The 14,087-nt window shown below is 73.3% G+C and carries 17 protein-coding genes; 8 read left to right on the top strand and 9 right to left on the bottom strand.

All coding sequences use genetic code 11. The features are described 5' to 3' along the window. Positions 1–81: 81 nt before the first annotated feature. Positions 82–1,119 carry a zinc-dependent alcohol dehydrogenase family protein gene (locus O7613_RS10945; RefSeq protein ID WP_282293632.1) on the top strand — a complete coding sequence of 346 codons (1,038 nt, stop codon included), beginning with the start codon at positions 82–84 and terminating at the stop codon, positions 1,117–1,119. 24 nt (positions 1,120–1,143) lie between these two features. Here the strand turns inward: O7613_RS10945 and O7613_RS10940 are convergent, their stop codons facing one another. Then, positions 1,144–1,914 carry an alpha/beta hydrolase family protein gene (locus O7613_RS10940; RefSeq protein WP_282293630.1) on the bottom strand — a complete coding sequence of 257 codons (771 nt, stop codon included), beginning with the start codon at positions 1,912–1,914 and terminating at the stop codon, positions 1,144–1,146. A 154-nt stretch (positions 1,915–2,068) separates the two neighbouring features. Here O7613_RS10940 and O7613_RS10935 point away from each other — a divergent pair, with 154 nt between their 5' ends. Continuing rightward, positions 2,069–2,461, top strand: coding sequence for a hypothetical protein (locus O7613_RS10935; RefSeq protein WP_282293628.1), 393 nt, complete (start codon positions 2,069–2,071; stop codon positions 2,459–2,461). Between the two features lie 53 nt (positions 2,462–2,514). Here the strand turns inward: O7613_RS10935 and O7613_RS10930 are convergent, their stop codons facing one another. The 4 genes from O7613_RS10930 to O7613_RS10915 all read right to left on the bottom strand — a co-directional run bounded on the left by O7613_RS10930 (position 2,515) and on the right by O7613_RS10915 (position 5,855). Next, the gene (locus O7613_RS10930) at positions 2,515–3,717 is read right to left on the bottom strand and encodes a helix-turn-helix transcriptional regulator (protein ID WP_282293627.1); all 1,203 of its coding nucleotides are present in this window, start codon (positions 3,715–3,717) and stop codon (positions 2,515–2,517) included. Continuing rightward, on the bottom strand, positions 3,704–3,871 hold the full coding sequence (locus O7613_RS10925; RefSeq protein ID WP_282293625.1) for a hypothetical protein: 168 nt from the start codon (positions 3,869–3,871) through the stop codon (positions 3,704–3,706). Before O7613_RS10925 ends, O7613_RS10930 begins: the two co-directional genes overlap by 14 nt. Positions 3,872–4,035: 164 nt before the next feature. Then, a complete protein-coding gene (locus tag O7613_RS10920; protein WP_282293623.1) occupies positions 4,036–5,151 on the bottom strand; it encodes a helix-turn-helix transcriptional regulator in 1,116 nt (371 codons plus the stop codon). 416 nt (positions 5,152–5,567) lie between these two features. Beyond that, on the bottom strand, positions 5,568–5,855 hold the full coding sequence (locus O7613_RS10915; protein WP_282293622.1) for a hypothetical protein: 288 nt from the start codon (positions 5,853–5,855) through the stop codon (positions 5,568–5,570). 87 nt (positions 5,856–5,942) lie between these two features. On the opposite strand from O7613_RS10915, the gene O7613_RS10910 reads away from it, so the two are divergent. Beyond that, positions 5,943–7,142, top strand: coding sequence for an RtcB family protein (locus tag O7613_RS10910; RefSeq protein ID WP_282293621.1), 1,200 nt, complete (start codon positions 5,943–5,945; stop codon positions 7,140–7,142). Positions 7,143–7,171: 29 nt separating this feature from the next. Here O7613_RS10910 and O7613_RS10905 read toward each other — a convergent pair whose 3' ends face one another. The 3 genes from O7613_RS10905 to O7613_RS10895 form a co-directional block, all read right to left on the bottom strand. After that, positions 7,172–7,393 carry a helix-turn-helix transcriptional regulator gene (locus O7613_RS10905; RefSeq protein WP_282293619.1) on the bottom strand — a complete coding sequence of 74 codons (222 nt, stop codon included), beginning with the start codon at positions 7,391–7,393 and terminating at the stop codon, positions 7,172–7,174. Further along, complete coding sequence (locus tag O7613_RS10900; RefSeq protein WP_282293617.1) at positions 7,393–7,848, bottom strand: DUF2975 domain-containing protein; 456 nt, start codon at positions 7,846–7,848, stop codon at positions 7,393–7,395. The genes O7613_RS10905 and O7613_RS10900 overlap by 1 nt, the downstream gene beginning before the upstream one ends. A 79-nt stretch (positions 7,849–7,927) precedes the next feature. Beyond that, positions 7,928–8,521, bottom strand: coding sequence for an HD domain-containing protein (locus O7613_RS10895; RefSeq protein WP_282293616.1), 594 nt, complete (start codon positions 8,519–8,521; stop codon positions 7,928–7,930). Between the two features lie 138 nt (positions 8,522–8,659). On the opposite strand from O7613_RS10895, the gene O7613_RS10890 reads away from it, so the two are divergent. The 5 genes from O7613_RS10890 to O7613_RS10870 all read left to right on the top strand — a co-directional run bounded on the left by O7613_RS10890 (position 8,660) and on the right by O7613_RS10870 (position 13,203). Further along, positions 8,660–9,652, top strand: coding sequence for an LpqB family beta-propeller domain-containing protein (locus O7613_RS10890; RefSeq protein ID WP_282293615.1), 993 nt, complete (start codon positions 8,660–8,662; stop codon positions 9,650–9,652). 141 nt (positions 9,653–9,793) lie between these two features. Continuing rightward, positions 9,794–10,570, top strand: a complete 777-nt coding sequence (locus tag O7613_RS10885) for a class I SAM-dependent methyltransferase (RefSeq protein WP_282293614.1) — start codon at positions 9,794–9,796, stop codon at positions 10,568–10,570. 54 nt (positions 10,571–10,624) lie between these two features. Continuing rightward, positions 10,625–11,635 carry a hypothetical protein gene (locus O7613_RS10880; RefSeq protein WP_281589096.1) on the top strand — a complete coding sequence of 337 codons (1,011 nt, stop codon included), beginning with the start codon at positions 10,625–10,627 and terminating at the stop codon, positions 11,633–11,635. Continuing rightward, complete coding sequence (locus O7613_RS10875) at positions 11,632–12,285, top strand: hypothetical protein (protein WP_281589097.1); 654 nt, start codon at positions 11,632–11,634, stop codon at positions 12,283–12,285. The genes O7613_RS10880 and O7613_RS10875 overlap by 4 nt, the downstream gene beginning before the upstream one ends. A gap of 15 nt (positions 12,286–12,300) precedes the next feature. Next, on the top strand, positions 12,301–13,203 hold the full coding sequence (locus O7613_RS10870) for an inositol monophosphatase family protein (protein ID WP_281589098.1): 903 nt from the start codon (positions 12,301–12,303) through the stop codon (positions 13,201–13,203). Here O7613_RS10870 and O7613_RS10865 read toward each other — a convergent pair. Beyond that, entirely contained in the window at positions 13,178–13,978 is an 801-nt protein-coding gene (locus O7613_RS10865) for an NAD(P)H-binding protein (RefSeq protein ID WP_282293613.1), read from the bottom strand. The genes O7613_RS10870 and O7613_RS10865 overlap by 26 nt on opposite strands. Between the last annotated feature and the right edge of the window lie 109 nt (positions 13,979–14,087).

Genomic DNA, 14,087 nt, shown 5'->3' with positions numbered 1-14,087 from the left:
CGCGCGCCGGGTCCTCCGGCCCTGCCACCCGCCCGCTCCGGCGAGAAGCGTGGGGGTTGACAAACGGCGTGAGGAGGAGCCATGAAGGCTCTCGTGTACGGCGGTCCGGGCGAGAAGTCCTGGTCCGAGATCGCGGATCCCACCATCGCCGGCCCCCGGGACGCGATTGTCCGGGTCGACGCGGCCACCATCTGCGGGACCGATCTGCACATCCTCGGCGGGGACGTGCCCGAGGTCCAGCCGGGCCGGGTGCTCGGCCACGAGGCGGTCGGCACGGTCGTGGCGGTCGGTGACGGGGTCGCCAACCTCGTCCCGGGCGATCGGGTCCTCGCCTCCTGCATCTCCGCGTGCGGCGTGTGCCGTTACTGCCGGGACGGCGTGTACGGGCAGTGCCTCGGCGGCGGCGGATGGATTCTCGGGCACACCGTCGACGGCGTGCAGGCCGAGTACGCCCGGATCCCGTTCGCCGACCTGTCCTCGTACCGTCTGCCGGAGAGCATCTCCGACGAGGCGGCCGTGCTGCTGGCCGACATCCTGCCCACCGCGTACGAGGTCGGCGTGCTCAACGGCGGGGTGCGCCCCGGCGACACCGTGGTGGTGGTCGGCGCCGGCCCGATCGGCCTGGCCGCGATCCAGACCGCGCGGCTCTTCTCGCCGACCCACGTGGTCGCCGTGGACAAGGCGCAGAGCCGGCTCGACGCGGCGAAGCGGTTCGGCGCCGACCTGACCGTGCTCGCCGACGACGACCCGCTCGAAGCGGTCCGCTCGGTCACCGGCGGGCTCGGCGCGGACGTGGCGATCGAGGCGGTCGGCGTGCCTGCCACCTTCGAGCTGTGCGCCACGCTGGTCCGCCCCGGCGGCCGGGTTGCCAACGTCGGCGTGCACGGCGCCCCGGCGACACTGCACCTGGAGCGGCTCTGGATCCGCGACGTCACCATCACCACCGGCCTGGTGGACACCCGCACCACGCCGAAGCTGCTGGACATGCTGGTCGCCGGTCAGCTCGACACCGCGCACATGGTGACCCACCGGTACACGCTGGACCGGATCATCGAGGCGTACGACGTGTTCGCCCGGCCGGCCGAGACCGGCGCGCTCAAGGTGGCGCTCACCCGTTGAGGGGTGTTAAGCGGGGCCCCCGCCTTACACCCGCAGCGGCAGCCAGGCCAACACGTCGGCGATACGCGCGTCCCAGTACGCCCAGTCGTGGTCGCCCGGACCGAAGTCGACGGTGACCGGCCGACCGAGCCGCCGCGCGGTGTCGACGAACAGGACGTTGTCGTCGTGGAGGAAGTCCTCGGTGCCGCACGCGACGTAGAGCGCCGGCAGGTCGTCGCCGGCCCGTTCCAGCAGCGCCACGGTGTCGTCCTCGTCGGGCGGGGTGCGGTCGCCCCAGACGGTGTGCCAGACCGCCGGGTCGAGCGGGCTGGTCGGGTGGTGACGTCGACGCACCACGTCGAGCGCGCCGGAGAGGCTGGCCGCCGCGGCGAACCGGTCGGGGTGGCGCAGCGCCCACTTCATCGCGCCGTAGCCGCCCATCGACAGACCGGCGACGAACGTGTCCTCCCGGCGGGTCGACAGGCGGAAGAACGACCGGCACACCTCGGGCAGTTCCTCGCTGAGGAACGTCCAGTATCTGTTGCCGTGCTCCTCGTCGCGGTAGAAGCTCCGCTGCACCTGCGGCATCACCACGGCCAGGCCGAGCGGGGCGACGTAGCGTTCGATCGACGAGCGCCGGGTCCACGCCGTGTCGTCGTCGGTCAGGCCGTGCAGCAGGTAGAGCACCGGCGGTTCGCCGTCACCGACAGCCCCGGCCATGCCGATCCCGGCCGTGCCGCGGTCGGGCAGCAGCACGGTCATCGAGGTGCCCATGCCGAGCGCCTGGGAGAAGAAGTCACAGCGGATCCGGGCCATGAGCCGGCAGCGTACCCCCGGTCCCGATGGAGGCCGGATGCACCGTTCCTATTGCCGCGGGCCGTCCCGGCGGGTCAGGATGGCCTTGCGTGCCGGAAACGTGTTCGTAACCTGCGCGCTGCTGGTCTCTGTCACGAGGAAGTGGGAGTCAGGCATGAGCGACGTCTCGGCGGCACTGGGTGTGCGCCTCTACCCGGATCTGGTCGAGCCCGGCGGCCTGGCCCCCGCGCTCGCGCGGACCGCGACCGCGCACCGGCTCGACGTCGGCCAGGTCAGCGCTCCCGAGCAGGGCCGCAGCCGGTTCACCTGCGCCGAGTTGACCTCCGGCCGGGGGGTGGTCTGCGTCAGCCTCGGCGCCCAGGCCCGCTACTTCATGATCGACCTGCGGATCGACGGCGAGGTCCAGGCCCGCGGCGACGCCACCGACCTGCTCCAGGTCGCGCAGGTGGCCGACGCCTGGCGGGCCGGCGCCACGGTCGCCGAGCTCACCGCGCGGTTCCCGTTCATGGAGCAGATGAAGCGCCACCCGGTCGCCCAGGCCGGCTAGGGACGCGGAGCGTCCGTGGTCGCCCGGGCGACCACGCACGCAGCCGGCGCCGGTCACGCCTGACCGGCCCGCCGGGTGAGGCCGATCGCCGTCGTCAGGTGCGACACGCCGGCCGGTGCCGGGCCGCCGCGCGCCACCTCGCCGATCACGGTACGCGCCAGCGGTCGCATCCGGACCTCCTCCGGCGCGATCCGGTCGGCCTCGGTCAGGGTGCGGCCCGCCCGGAGCAGGTCACCGATCTGGAGGTACGCCCGCGCGGCGTCGACCAGGTGCGCGGCCCGGTGCTCGACGGGCAACCGCCGCCAGCCGTCCGTCCCGATGACCGCCTCGTGCCGGGCGACCGCCTCGCCGCCGTCACCGAGTTCGACCGCCGCCGCCACGTGCGCCACCTGCACGGTCGCCGGCCCGAACCCACCGAGGTGCAGGTCGTGGCGGTCGTCGACCCGCCCGGCGATCTCGGCGGCCAGCCCGAGCCACTCCGCGGCGCTGTGCGCGTCGCCGCAGGACGCTGCCGCGAGAGCCGCCTCGACCCAGAGTGTCCCGCCGAGCGTCGGCCCCGCCGACGACCGGTCGTGCGCCGCGGCGATCCGGTTCGCGGCGGCGATCGTCACCATCGTCGCCAACCGCCCGCGCCCCGTGGCCCGTAGCGCCTGGCCCAGCGGCACCGCCGCGACCGCGGTCCATCCCGGGTCACCGGCGGCCACCGCCACGGCCCGGTCGGCCGCCAGCCACGCCACGTCCGGCTCGCCCAGCTTCACCAGCACCGACGCCGTGATCCGGTAGACCCGCACCAGCAGACCGGTCGTGCCGTGCCCGCCACCGGCGGCGTGCGCGCGTCGCGCGGCGTCGAGCAGGTCGGGCACCAGCCGCATCACCTGCGCATGACGTGCGTGCTGGTACGCCGACCACGCGTGCTCCACCCGCCGGCCCAGGTCGGGCGTCGGCGCCGCGGATCCGGTCGCGGCCGGCGGCAGGTCGTAGCGCGCCAGCGCGGCCCGCAGGCCGTCCACGCCCTCGACGTCGACGCTGCCCGCCGGCCGCGACTCCCGACCCACAAGCGTCGCCGGTTCCACCCGCAGCACCCTGGCCACGTCCTGGATGACGGAGAACCGATCGAGGCTACGCACACCACGCTCGACCTTGTCGACCCAGCTCTTCGACTTGCCCAGCCGGTCGGCGAGCATCTGCTGGGTCATCCGACGCCGGACCCGCCACTGTGCGACCCGCCGGCCGACCGGCACCTCACCGCTGGTCACGACGCCGCCGGTCGGGCACCGCGGTGGTCGTCTCCTCGACCGGTATCCGGTCCGCCTCGGCCTGAGCGAGGAGCCGTTGTCGCGCCGCCTCCCGCTCGGCCTCCTGAATCTGCTCGCTCCGGCTCACCGTCGGCTTGTCACCACGCTTACGCATACCCACCTCCGTTGTTGGAGGGTGTCGGCGGGTTCGTGAAGGACCGTCACCGTCACCCTCGACGATGGACACGGTTTGTGGTGGAAGTGGCGCTCTTCCGACAAGCCGGCCATGAGGTCAGCATCCAGCGATTGAGCGACGACGGTCGAGAACCAACGCGTCCGCTACCGACGTGCGGACAATGCGCGGACGGCGGCCTCAGCCTGATCGACGAGGGCGGTCGTGCGGGTGACCCGTCCGAGGCTCTCGGCCCGTTCATAGATGGCGAACGCCTCGTCCACGTCGCCGGTGTCCGCGAGCGCCGCTGCGAGACGCAGGAGGTAGGGGCCGGTCCACGCCGCGCCGCACGACTCCGCCGGCAGCCCGGTCAGCCCGCGCCGCAAGTGTTCGATCGCGTCCGCATTCCAGCCGAGGAGCCGGTAGGCGAGACCACGCTGCATGGCCAGATAGGCGGACGAGTGGAAGTAGATCCACGGCGGTTCACGGTCGGGTGCCTGGCTGGCCGTCTGGCTCAGTTCGACGGCTCTGTCGAGCAGATCCGTGACGGCGCTCGTGTCGCCGATGAGGGCGTGACCACGGGCTTGCTGCTGCGTCGCGATGGCCCGTACGCCGGGACTCGCGGATTGTCGGGCCGCTGCGGCGGACAGGTCGATCATCGCCTCCGCGCGGCGTTCCGACCAGGCCAGATGCCCACGCATGCTCAGGACGGTGGCGGTCATGTCCGGGTTTCCGGCTTCCGTGCCCCACTCCAGCGCGACGCCGTACCACCGGCCGGCGAGACGGCCTCTGTCGCTCGCGGCGTACAACCAGCCGCCGAACTGGGCCCACTGCGCGGCGACGTCGACGACCTGCGACCGGAGCGCGCCGGCGGTCTCGGCCACCAGCGTGCTCACCATGTCCAGTTGGGCGCGAACCGTCGGCAGCAGCGACGTGGCGCCCAGGTTGTCTTCGAGCCGGCGGTGTGCGGCGAGCGAATCGACCAACGCGTGCAGCGTGGCGGCATCGATCCGGCGAGGATGGCGGGTGACGTAGGCCCACCTTTCCGGATCGGCCGGTGGAGGTGCCGGACGCAGCATGCTCGACAGAAGGCCGTTGGTGTCGAGCGTCGCGTCGAGACGGCCGGCCAGGTCGACGGTCGGCTGGCGTCGCCCTGTCTCCAAGTCGTGCAGGTGCCCCCGGCTGGACAGAACGAGCGGGGCGAGTTGTCGCAGCGAGAGGCCCGCCGCCGTGCGGAGCCGACGCAGCTCGGCACCGAACCGACCATCGATGACGGGTGGCATGACCGGCGATCCTCATCTCCACGGATGCGGGCGCACGCCCGCTGGACCGATGTCGGGCTACCACTTCGGACGGTACACCCGATCCGGCTTCCGCAGGTGTCACCACGCGTACGGAGAGCAACTCGCGCTGCTTCGTGGTGCGATCAGGGCTGGGGAATATCGCGTTGCTGTCTCCGTTGCGGCGCCCGTACCGTGATCGGGCAACGTCAGCCCGATCCACCCGGGGGAGCCCACCGTGTCGCAGCAGAATCGCACCCGAGCCGAGCGGCCCGCGCCGCGCGCCGGTGCCCTGCTCTCCACACCGGGTGCCGGCCGTCGCCGAGACCGATCGTGGCGCTACGACGTCCGGGAGTTGCTTCCATCGGCGGGCGGACGAACGACCGCGTAGGTTCGAAGCCGCGGCGTCCGATCCACGGTCACCGGGTGCAGTTGACGAGCGCCCGCACCTGGTAGAGGCCCGGCCACGGCTGCGTCGCGAAGTTCCCGCCGGGGCTGCACTGCGTGGCCGGATCGAATCCGTCCGCGCTGGCCTGGGCCCACGCGTCGTTCGTGGCGTAGTAGAGCGCGGTGAAGTAGTTGTTGTTCAACCCGAGACCCACGTAGGACCTGGTTTCGGCGGCCTGGGCCGGGCCACCGACCAGGATGCTTGCGGACACCGCCCCGGCCAGCACCGTGGCTGCGGCGATCCGACGAAGTGCGGGCATGCGGGCTCCTCCTGCTCGATCCGACGCCCGGGCCTGACAGACACATAGACGCATTGACAAGCCTGCCCCGCGAGCAAGGAGATGACGATGGGTTTCACCCCGCTGGCCGGTACCCGGGCGCCGGTCCGGGTCTGGACCGACCCGTACGCGATCGAGGCGCAGGCGGCCCGGCAGCTGCGCAACATCGGCGCGCTGCCCTGGGTGCAGGGCGTCGCGGTGATGCCGGACGTGCACTTCGGCAAGGGCGCGACCGTCGGCTCGGTCATCGCCATGCGGCAGGCCGTGTCGCCGGCCGCGGTGGGCGTCGACATCGGTTGCGGCATGTCCGCGGTGCGTACCTCGCTCACCGCCGCCGACCTGCCCGACGACCTCGGGCCGCTGCGGTCGGCGATCGAGGCCGCCATCCCGGTGGGCTTCGCGATGCGCGACGACGCGGTCGACCCGCGCCGGGTACGCGGGCTGGAGCAGGCCGGCTGGGACGACTTCTGGCGGCGGTTCGGCACGCTCGACCGGAGGGTGGCGCAGCTCCAGACGCGGGCGCAGCGGCAGCTCGGCACGCTCGGCGGCGGCAACCACTTCATCGAGGTCTGCCTCGAACAGGGTGGCCCGGACGACGGTCGGGTCTGGTTGATGCTGCACTCCGGCTCCCGCAACATCGGCAAGGAGCTGGCCGAGCGGCACATGGCGGTGGCCCGCGGGCTGCCGCACAACACCGACCTGCCCGACCGTGATCTCGCGGTGTTCCTCGCCGGCACGCCGGAGATGGACGCCTACCGGCGGGACCTGTGGTGGGCGCAGGAGTACGCGCGGCGCAACCGGGCGGTCATGCTGGCCGTGCTCGGCCAGGTGGTCCGGGAGGCGTTCCCGCAGGTCGGCTACGACGAGGCGATCTCGTGCCACCACAACTACGTGGCCGAGGAGCGCTATGACGGGGTGGACGTGCTGGTGACCCGGAAGGGCGCGATCCGGGCCGGCGCGGGCGACCTGGGCATCATCCCGGGCTCGATGGGCACCGGCTCGTACATCGTGCGGGGGCGGGGGAACGTCGACGCGTACTGCTCGGCGTCGCACGGCGCGGGGCGGCGGATGTCGCGGGGGCAGGCGAAGCGGACGTACAGCACCGCTGACCTGGCCGTGCAGACGGCCGGCGTGGAGTGCCGCAAGGACGCCGGGGTGGTCGACGAGATCCCCGGCGCCTACAAGGACATCACCGAGGTGATGGCCCAGCAGGAGGACCTGGTCGAGGTGGTCGTCCACCTCAAGCAGGTGGTCTGCGTGAAGGGCTGAGGCAGGGCCGGCGTCTCCGGGCGCCGGCCCTACCGTTCCTCTTCCTCCTCGTCGACCCATTCGAGCAGGTCGCCCGGTTGGCAGTCGAGGACCCGGCACATGGCCTCCAGGGTGCTGAATCGAACGGCCTTGGCGCGGCCGTTCTTCAACACGGCGACGTTTGCCGGGGTGAGCCCGACGCGTTCGGCGAACTCACCGACGCTCATCTTGCGCTTGGCCAGCTCGACGTCGATGCGCACGACGATGGGCATCAGATCACCGCTTCCATGTCGGTGCGCAGCGTGGTGGCCTGCCGCAGCAGCGCGCGCATCACGACCATCAGCAGGCCGAGCACGGTGACCCCGGTGGTGAGCAGGAAGAGCAGCAGCGGCAGGCCGGGGTCGTTCGCGTTGAAGCCGACCCAGAGGAAGACGCCGACGAGCGTCACCCAGGCGGCGGCGACGGCCCAGACGATGCCGTCGACCCAGGCCAGGGACGCCTCGGTGAAGATGCGGTCCCGCTTGACCAGGGTGAGCAACTGCCAGGTGCACACGATCACCACCTGGACGCAGAGCACCCAGAACACCGTGATCGCGGTGGCGGGCCAGCGCAGGTACACGTCGTCCGGGTTCTCCCGGGCCATGTACGCGAACTGCCCGGGCAGCGACATGGTCTGGAACAGCAGCAGGATGCCGAACAGCAGGACGAGGAAGGCGCGGAGTGCCATTACCGCGCGCTCAGTAGTCACCATATATCGACTATCGCTCGTAACCTATCGAAAGTCAATCGGTTCGGTTGAGGCGCACTCAGCCGTACACCGGGTGTTCGGCCTGGAAGGCCAGCCGGTGGTCGGCGCCGGCGGCCAGTTCGGCGAGCACGTCGTCGAGGTCCAGGAACGTCTGCCACGGCTCCTGCCCGGTGATGCCGGCGAGCCGGTCCACCACGAGCTGCTCCAAATCGGTGACCCGGCGGCCCTTCCACACCTTGTCGGCGAGGCTGACCAGCAGGTCCTCCAACTGCACGCCGGGGGCGTGCCAGGCGGCGTGGGTGGCGGCGAAACGGGCCCGCTCCTCGGGTACGCCGAAGCGCAGCAGCAACTGGTAGCCGGCCTCCTCGTGCGCCGAGCCGGGGCCGGTCAGCTCGGCCGGATGCTCGACCTTGCCGAGGTCGTGCACGGCGGCGCCGAACAGCACCGCCTGCCGGTCGAACGGCACCGCCCCGAAGCGCTCGGCGAACGCGGCGGTGAGGTGCCAGGCGACGTCGTGCACCAGCCGCAGGTGCGCGCCGAGCCGGGGCGGCGCGTCCAGGGCGGCCAGCAGCTCGACGGCCACGCCGGGCAGCGGGAGCAGCGGCGGGTCACCCGGCTCGGTCAGGGCCCGGTGCAGCGCGTCTAAGGTCACCGGGGCGAGGGTACCCGGCGGCGTGCGGCTCACCACCTGTGGTGACCGAGTGGCCGACGGTGAACGGTCCACTCATCCGATCCCGCCGCGATCGTCCGGTCAGGAGGGTGAAGCGACACCTATCACGGGGGAGACCGCATGACCGGAATGAATCGTCGTACGCTGCTGCGCGCCGCCACACTGACCGGCGCCGCCGCCGCGACCGGGCTGGCCGGCGGACTCGTCGCCGCCACGTCCGCCTCCGCCGCCACGACCGCCGCCACGACCGCCGCCACGTCCGCCGCCGCGGGCGTCAACGGGCCGTGGCTGGTGAGCGTCGGCTGGGGCGTGCTCCAGGTCGACCCGGGCCGCACCACCCCGCGGGGGTTGCTCGACGACGGCGACAACGCCAAGGCGTCACCCGACGGCCGGTACGTGGCCTGGGTGAACACCGCCCGCTCCGGCGACGGCACGCTGGAGCCGTACGTCGCGGTGTACGACCGGGTCACCGGGCAGCGGCGCACGCTGCTCGCCGACCCGTTCGGTGTGCACTACGGCGCCCCGACCTGGTCGCCGGACGGGAAGGAGATCGCCCTGGTCACCGGGGCGCAGGAGGACACGCTGATCGCCGTGGACGTGGCCACCGGCGCCACCCGCGTGCTGGTGCAGGGGCACTCCATGCGGGACCCGGACTGGTCCCGCGACGGCTCGATGATCGTCATGCAGTGGCGCAGCCGGTCCGAGGGCCTGCAGCTGCGGGTGCTGGAGGTGGCGACCGGCACCGTGCGGCGGCTCTACGCGCCGCAGGCGGGGGAGCGGATCAACAGCCCGGTGTTCACCCCCGACTCCCAGCGCGTGGTGTTCTGCACCACCCGCTGGTATCCCGACCTGCCGGTCAACAACCAGTCGCTGGCGTCGGTGCGGCTCGGCGGCACCGGCCTGAAGCAGCTCACCGACGAACCGCGGTTCTACCTGTCGCCGGTGTTCTCCCCGGACGGGCGTTACTGCGCCGCGCTGTCCATCCCGCCGGAGAACGAGTACCCCGACGGCGGCAACATCATCGTCTCCACCAGCGGCTTCGGCGAGCCGTGGTGGGTCCCCGGCGACGAGTACGACGACAGCTCCCGGCTGGACTGGGCGCGGGCGATCTGACGTACCCCATCGACGCGGCGGCCGGACGACCGGCCGCCGCGTCGGCGTGCTCCCGGGGTGGTGTGCACGCCAGCGGCGGTGATGGTGCGAGGCTTGGGGCGGACGCCGCCAACGGGGCCGGCGACCGCCGTGGGAGGTGTGATGGCCGAGCCGCCGACCGGGGCGTCCGCGCACCGCGCGCAGGCGCACGGCCGGCACGCCAACCACCGCAGCTACCACGACGGCGCGCAGGTCGACGGGTACGTCGACGACCCGTACCACCGGGTGCGCCGGGGCGTCGCGGCCCGGTTGGTGGCCGACGGGGTGACCGGCGGCGGGCCGGTGCTGGAGTTGGGCTGCGGGCCGCGCGCCATGCTCGACCCGGCCGCGCTGTCCGGCCCGCTCGTGCTCGCCGACATGGCCGAGACGGCGCTGGGCACGGCCCGGCGGGCGGCCGGCGGCCCGGCGCTGCCGGTCTGCCTGGACGCCACCCGCGGGCTGCCGTTCCGGGCGGGCAGCTTCGCCGGGTTGCTCGCCGGTGAGCTGATCGAGCACGTCTACGACCCGCTGGCGCTGCTGCGGGAGTGTCACCGGGTGCTGGCCCCGGACGGCCTGCTGGTGCTCACCACGCCGAACCTGGCCCCGGCGCAGGACCGGTTGGCGTTCCTCGCCGGGCGGGCACCGCGCCAGGTCGACCCGCTGCACCCCTACCTGTGGCTGCACATCCGCCCGTTCACCGCGTCGCTGCTGCGTCGGGCCTTGCGTCGGGCCGGGTTCACCCCGCTGGCGATGCGCTCCAACGAGGTCGGCTGGCGGCTGCCGGGCGGGCGGTGGGTCTCCTCGCGGTGGCTGGCCCGGGTGGCCCCCGGGCTCGGCGGATCGCTGATCTGCGCGGCCCGGCGGCGTGCCGCGCCGCCACCGCCCGGAAACAGCGCGTGATTACGCATTGACAAAGGGCTATCATGGAGGCTCTGTCGTGGACCGGGGGATGTCATGGCGCGCCTGCTCGGTTGGGTCGTCAGCAGTCTCGACGCGTTCATCGGTCTGGTGCTGGCGGTCACGGTGGCCGTCCTCGGCCTGACCAACACGGTCGGCCAGGACGTGGTCAACAGCGCCATCCTGCTGGTCCTCGCCCTGCTCGCGCAGGCGGTGCTGCGTGACCGGCTGCGCCGTCGCACCGCCGAGCAGGAGGTCCGTCAGGTCATCGTGGACACCCGGGAGCGGCTCACCGCCCTGGCGCCGTCGATGCGGGAGCTGACCGGCCCGGAGGGCACCCTGAGCCGGGCCCGGGAGGCGATCCACAGCTCGTCGATGGTGCGCGTGCTGCACGGCAGCGAGGTCGGCCAGGCGCTCGACGAGGCACGTCAGCACACCGACAGGTGGGACTTCAAGGGCGGCACCGGCACCTACCTCCGCGCGGTCACGCTGCCGGAGTGCGTGAAGCACGCCCGCCGCCGCAACGCCACCCTCACCCTCGCCGTCGAGATCATCGACCCGACCGACGAGGAGGTCTGCGAGCGGTACGCGCGGTTCCGGCGCAGCCTGGAGTCGGGCGAGTCGGCGAAACCGGTCGAGCCGTGGACGGTCGACCGCACCCGCAAGGAGTCGTACGCGACGGTGCTCGCCGCCTGCTGGCACCTGCAACGGTCCGGCCTGCTCACGGTCGACATCCGGCTCTCCGCCCAGATGACCACGTTCCGCTACGACCTCTCGTCCTCCTGCGTGGTCATCACCCAGGAGAACCCGCAGACGCCGGCGCTGCGGATCGACCGCGGTGAGGTCTACTACAACCGGTTCAACATCGAGCTGGACTACAGCCGCCGGCAGAGCCGGCGGGTGCCGGTCGAGTCGGCCGGCCAGGTCAGGCTCGACGACGAGCCGTCGGTCGAGCAGGTCCGCCGGCTGTTCACCGCGCTCGGGCTGACGCTGCCCCGGTCGTTCGGCGACCGGGAGGTGGCCGACGTCGTGCGCAAGGCCCTCCAGGCGAGGAACCCGTACGCATGACCAGCTACGCCGAACTGGCACGGGAGATCGACCGGGGCACCCGGCCGGAGTTGCTGCGCGGCTGGGTGCTTGAGGTGCTCGGCGACGTCGCCGACGGGCGACGGCCGCTGCGCGCGGTCCGGCACCCGCTCGGTTTCACCTGCCTGCCGGTGGAGCGCGACGGCCCGGACGGGATCTGCGTGCACGCCTGGCCGGCCGAGCCGCCGCCGGTGCGCCCCACCACCTCGGCCGTGCACTCGCACAGCTGGGACCTGCTCAGCCACGTGCTGCACGGCTCGGTCCGCAACGAGCTGATCGACGTCACCGACGCGCCCGCCGACCCGTCCTGGCGCGTCTACGAGGTGCACAGCCTCGGCGAGGTGGACGAGGTGGCGGCCACCGACCGGCTGGTCACCGCCATGACCGCGACCGTGGAGACGCACACGACCGGCGCCTCGTACGCGCTGCGCGCCGGCGGGTTCCACACCTCCGAGGTCACCCCCGGCGCGCCGGCGGTGACCGTGGCGCTCGGCCGGACCACCCCCGGCGCGTGCGACCTGAGCCTCGGCGCGGTGGACGGGCGCAGCCACCGCGTACGCCGGGACCGCTGCGACGCGGCGGAGACCGCGCGGATGGCGCGGCAGATCGCGCGACTTGTGGCACGGGGCTGACTGGCTGGAGGAGCCATGGACGTGGAGCCGAACAGAGGCGGACCCGACCTGCGCGACGCGCACCGGTTCGCGGTGCAGGCGGCCCGGGCGGCCGGCCGGTTGCTGCGCGGGGGCCTGCGCGGGGAGGTGCACGCCCGGGCCAAGGACGACTCCGGTGACCTGGTCACCGACCTCGACCTGGCCGCCGAGCGGCTGATCGTCGACCGGATCCGGGCCCGCTGGCCGGCACACGGGGTGATCGCCGAGGAGGGTGGCGAGTACGCGCCGGACACCGCCTGGGCGTGGCTCGTGGACCCGCTCGACGGCACCAACAACGTGGCGATCGGGCTTCCGGCCTACGTGGTGGGCATCGCCCTGTGCCGGGACGGTTCACCGGTGCTCGGCGTGGTGCACGACCCGGTCGCCGGCCGGACCTGGTCCGCGGTGCGTGGCCGGGGCGCGTTCGTGCACGGTGCCGACGCGGTGGGCCGACCGCTGCGCGCCGCGCGCCGGGAGGTGCCGGCCGCGCCGGTGCTGGCCTGGACCCAGGGGCACGGGGTACGCCGGGACGACAGCACCGCCCGGGCGTTGAAGGTCGTCCTCGACAGCACCGCCCGCCGGGTGCTGCAACTGTGGGCGCCGCTGCTGTCCTGGGTGATGCTGGCCCGGGGCGACATCGACGGCATCGTCGGCTACCACCCCGAAGCGGTCGACCTGCCGGCCGGGATGTTGCTGGCCGCCGAGGCCGGGATGGCCGTGCGCGCGCTCGACGGCGGCACGTTCGACGACAGGTACGGCACCCCGGCGGACCGGCGCAGTTTCGTGGCCGGCCCGCCGGAGACGATCGACCGGCTGGTCAAGCTGGTCACCGCGGCGCAGTGGATCGAACCGCAGGTGCGCCGCCTCACCCCGGTCAGTCTCGGCTCGGTCGGCTGGTGAGCTGACCGCCCGGCCGGGGCAGCCGCTCGGCCAGGAAGTCGTCCCAGGTCCGTACGCCCCGGGTCGCGCCCGGCCGGGCCAGGTTCGCCCCGTCGCGGTAGGCCCGTCCGGCCCTGCCGGGCAGGCGCACCGGCAGCCGCAGCCGGCGCCGCCCGGTGGCAGCCAGATAGCCGGCCAGCAGGTCGTCGAGGCCGAGCGTGGCCGGCCCGGCCAGGTCGGGCGCCAGCCCGGCCGGCGCGCCGAGCGTCAGTGCCACCAGCCGCGCGGCTACCTCGGCGGCGTCGACGGGTTGCAGCCGCAGGCCGCCGGGGACCGGCACCACCGGCAGCTTCGCCATCGCGGTCAGCATGGTCAGCACCAGGTCGTGGACCTGCGCGGCCCGCAGCACCGTCCACGGCAGGCCGGAGTCGACGACGGCCCGCTCGGCGTCGAGCTTGGCGCGCAGCCAGGCCAGCGGCACCCGGTCGACGCCGGTCACCGAGATGTGCGCCAGGTGCGTCACCCCGGCCCGCCGCGCGGCGTGGACCAGGTTCGCGGCGGCCCGGTCGTCGCCCTTCGCGCCGCCGGCCAGGTGCAGCACGGTGGCCACACCGTGCAGCGCGGGTTCCAGCTCCGAACCGGTGGTCAGGTCGGCGGTCACGTGGGTGACACCGTCACCCGGCGGGCCGCCGCGTCGGCTGAGCACGCGGACCGGGTGGCCGGCCGCCCGCAGCAGCGGCACGACGTGCCGGCCGAGCGTACCGGTGCCGCCGGTGACCAGAATGGGTGCGTTCATGTCGTCCTCCGGGATCGGTTGCCGTACCCGGTCGACCCCCGGCGCCCCGGCTGTGTGACCGATGTGATCCGGGTCACCAGTCGTCACACGGCGGGGGCGCCGCGGGTCG

It is taken from the genome of Micromonospora sp. WMMD975, assembly GCF_029581215.1.
Taxonomy (GTDB): domain Bacteria; phylum Actinomycetota; class Actinomycetes; order Mycobacteriales; family Micromonosporaceae; genus Micromonospora.
The sequence above is the reverse complement of the archived record's forward strand: the minus strand, read 5'-3'. Positions and strand labels throughout refer to the sequence as shown.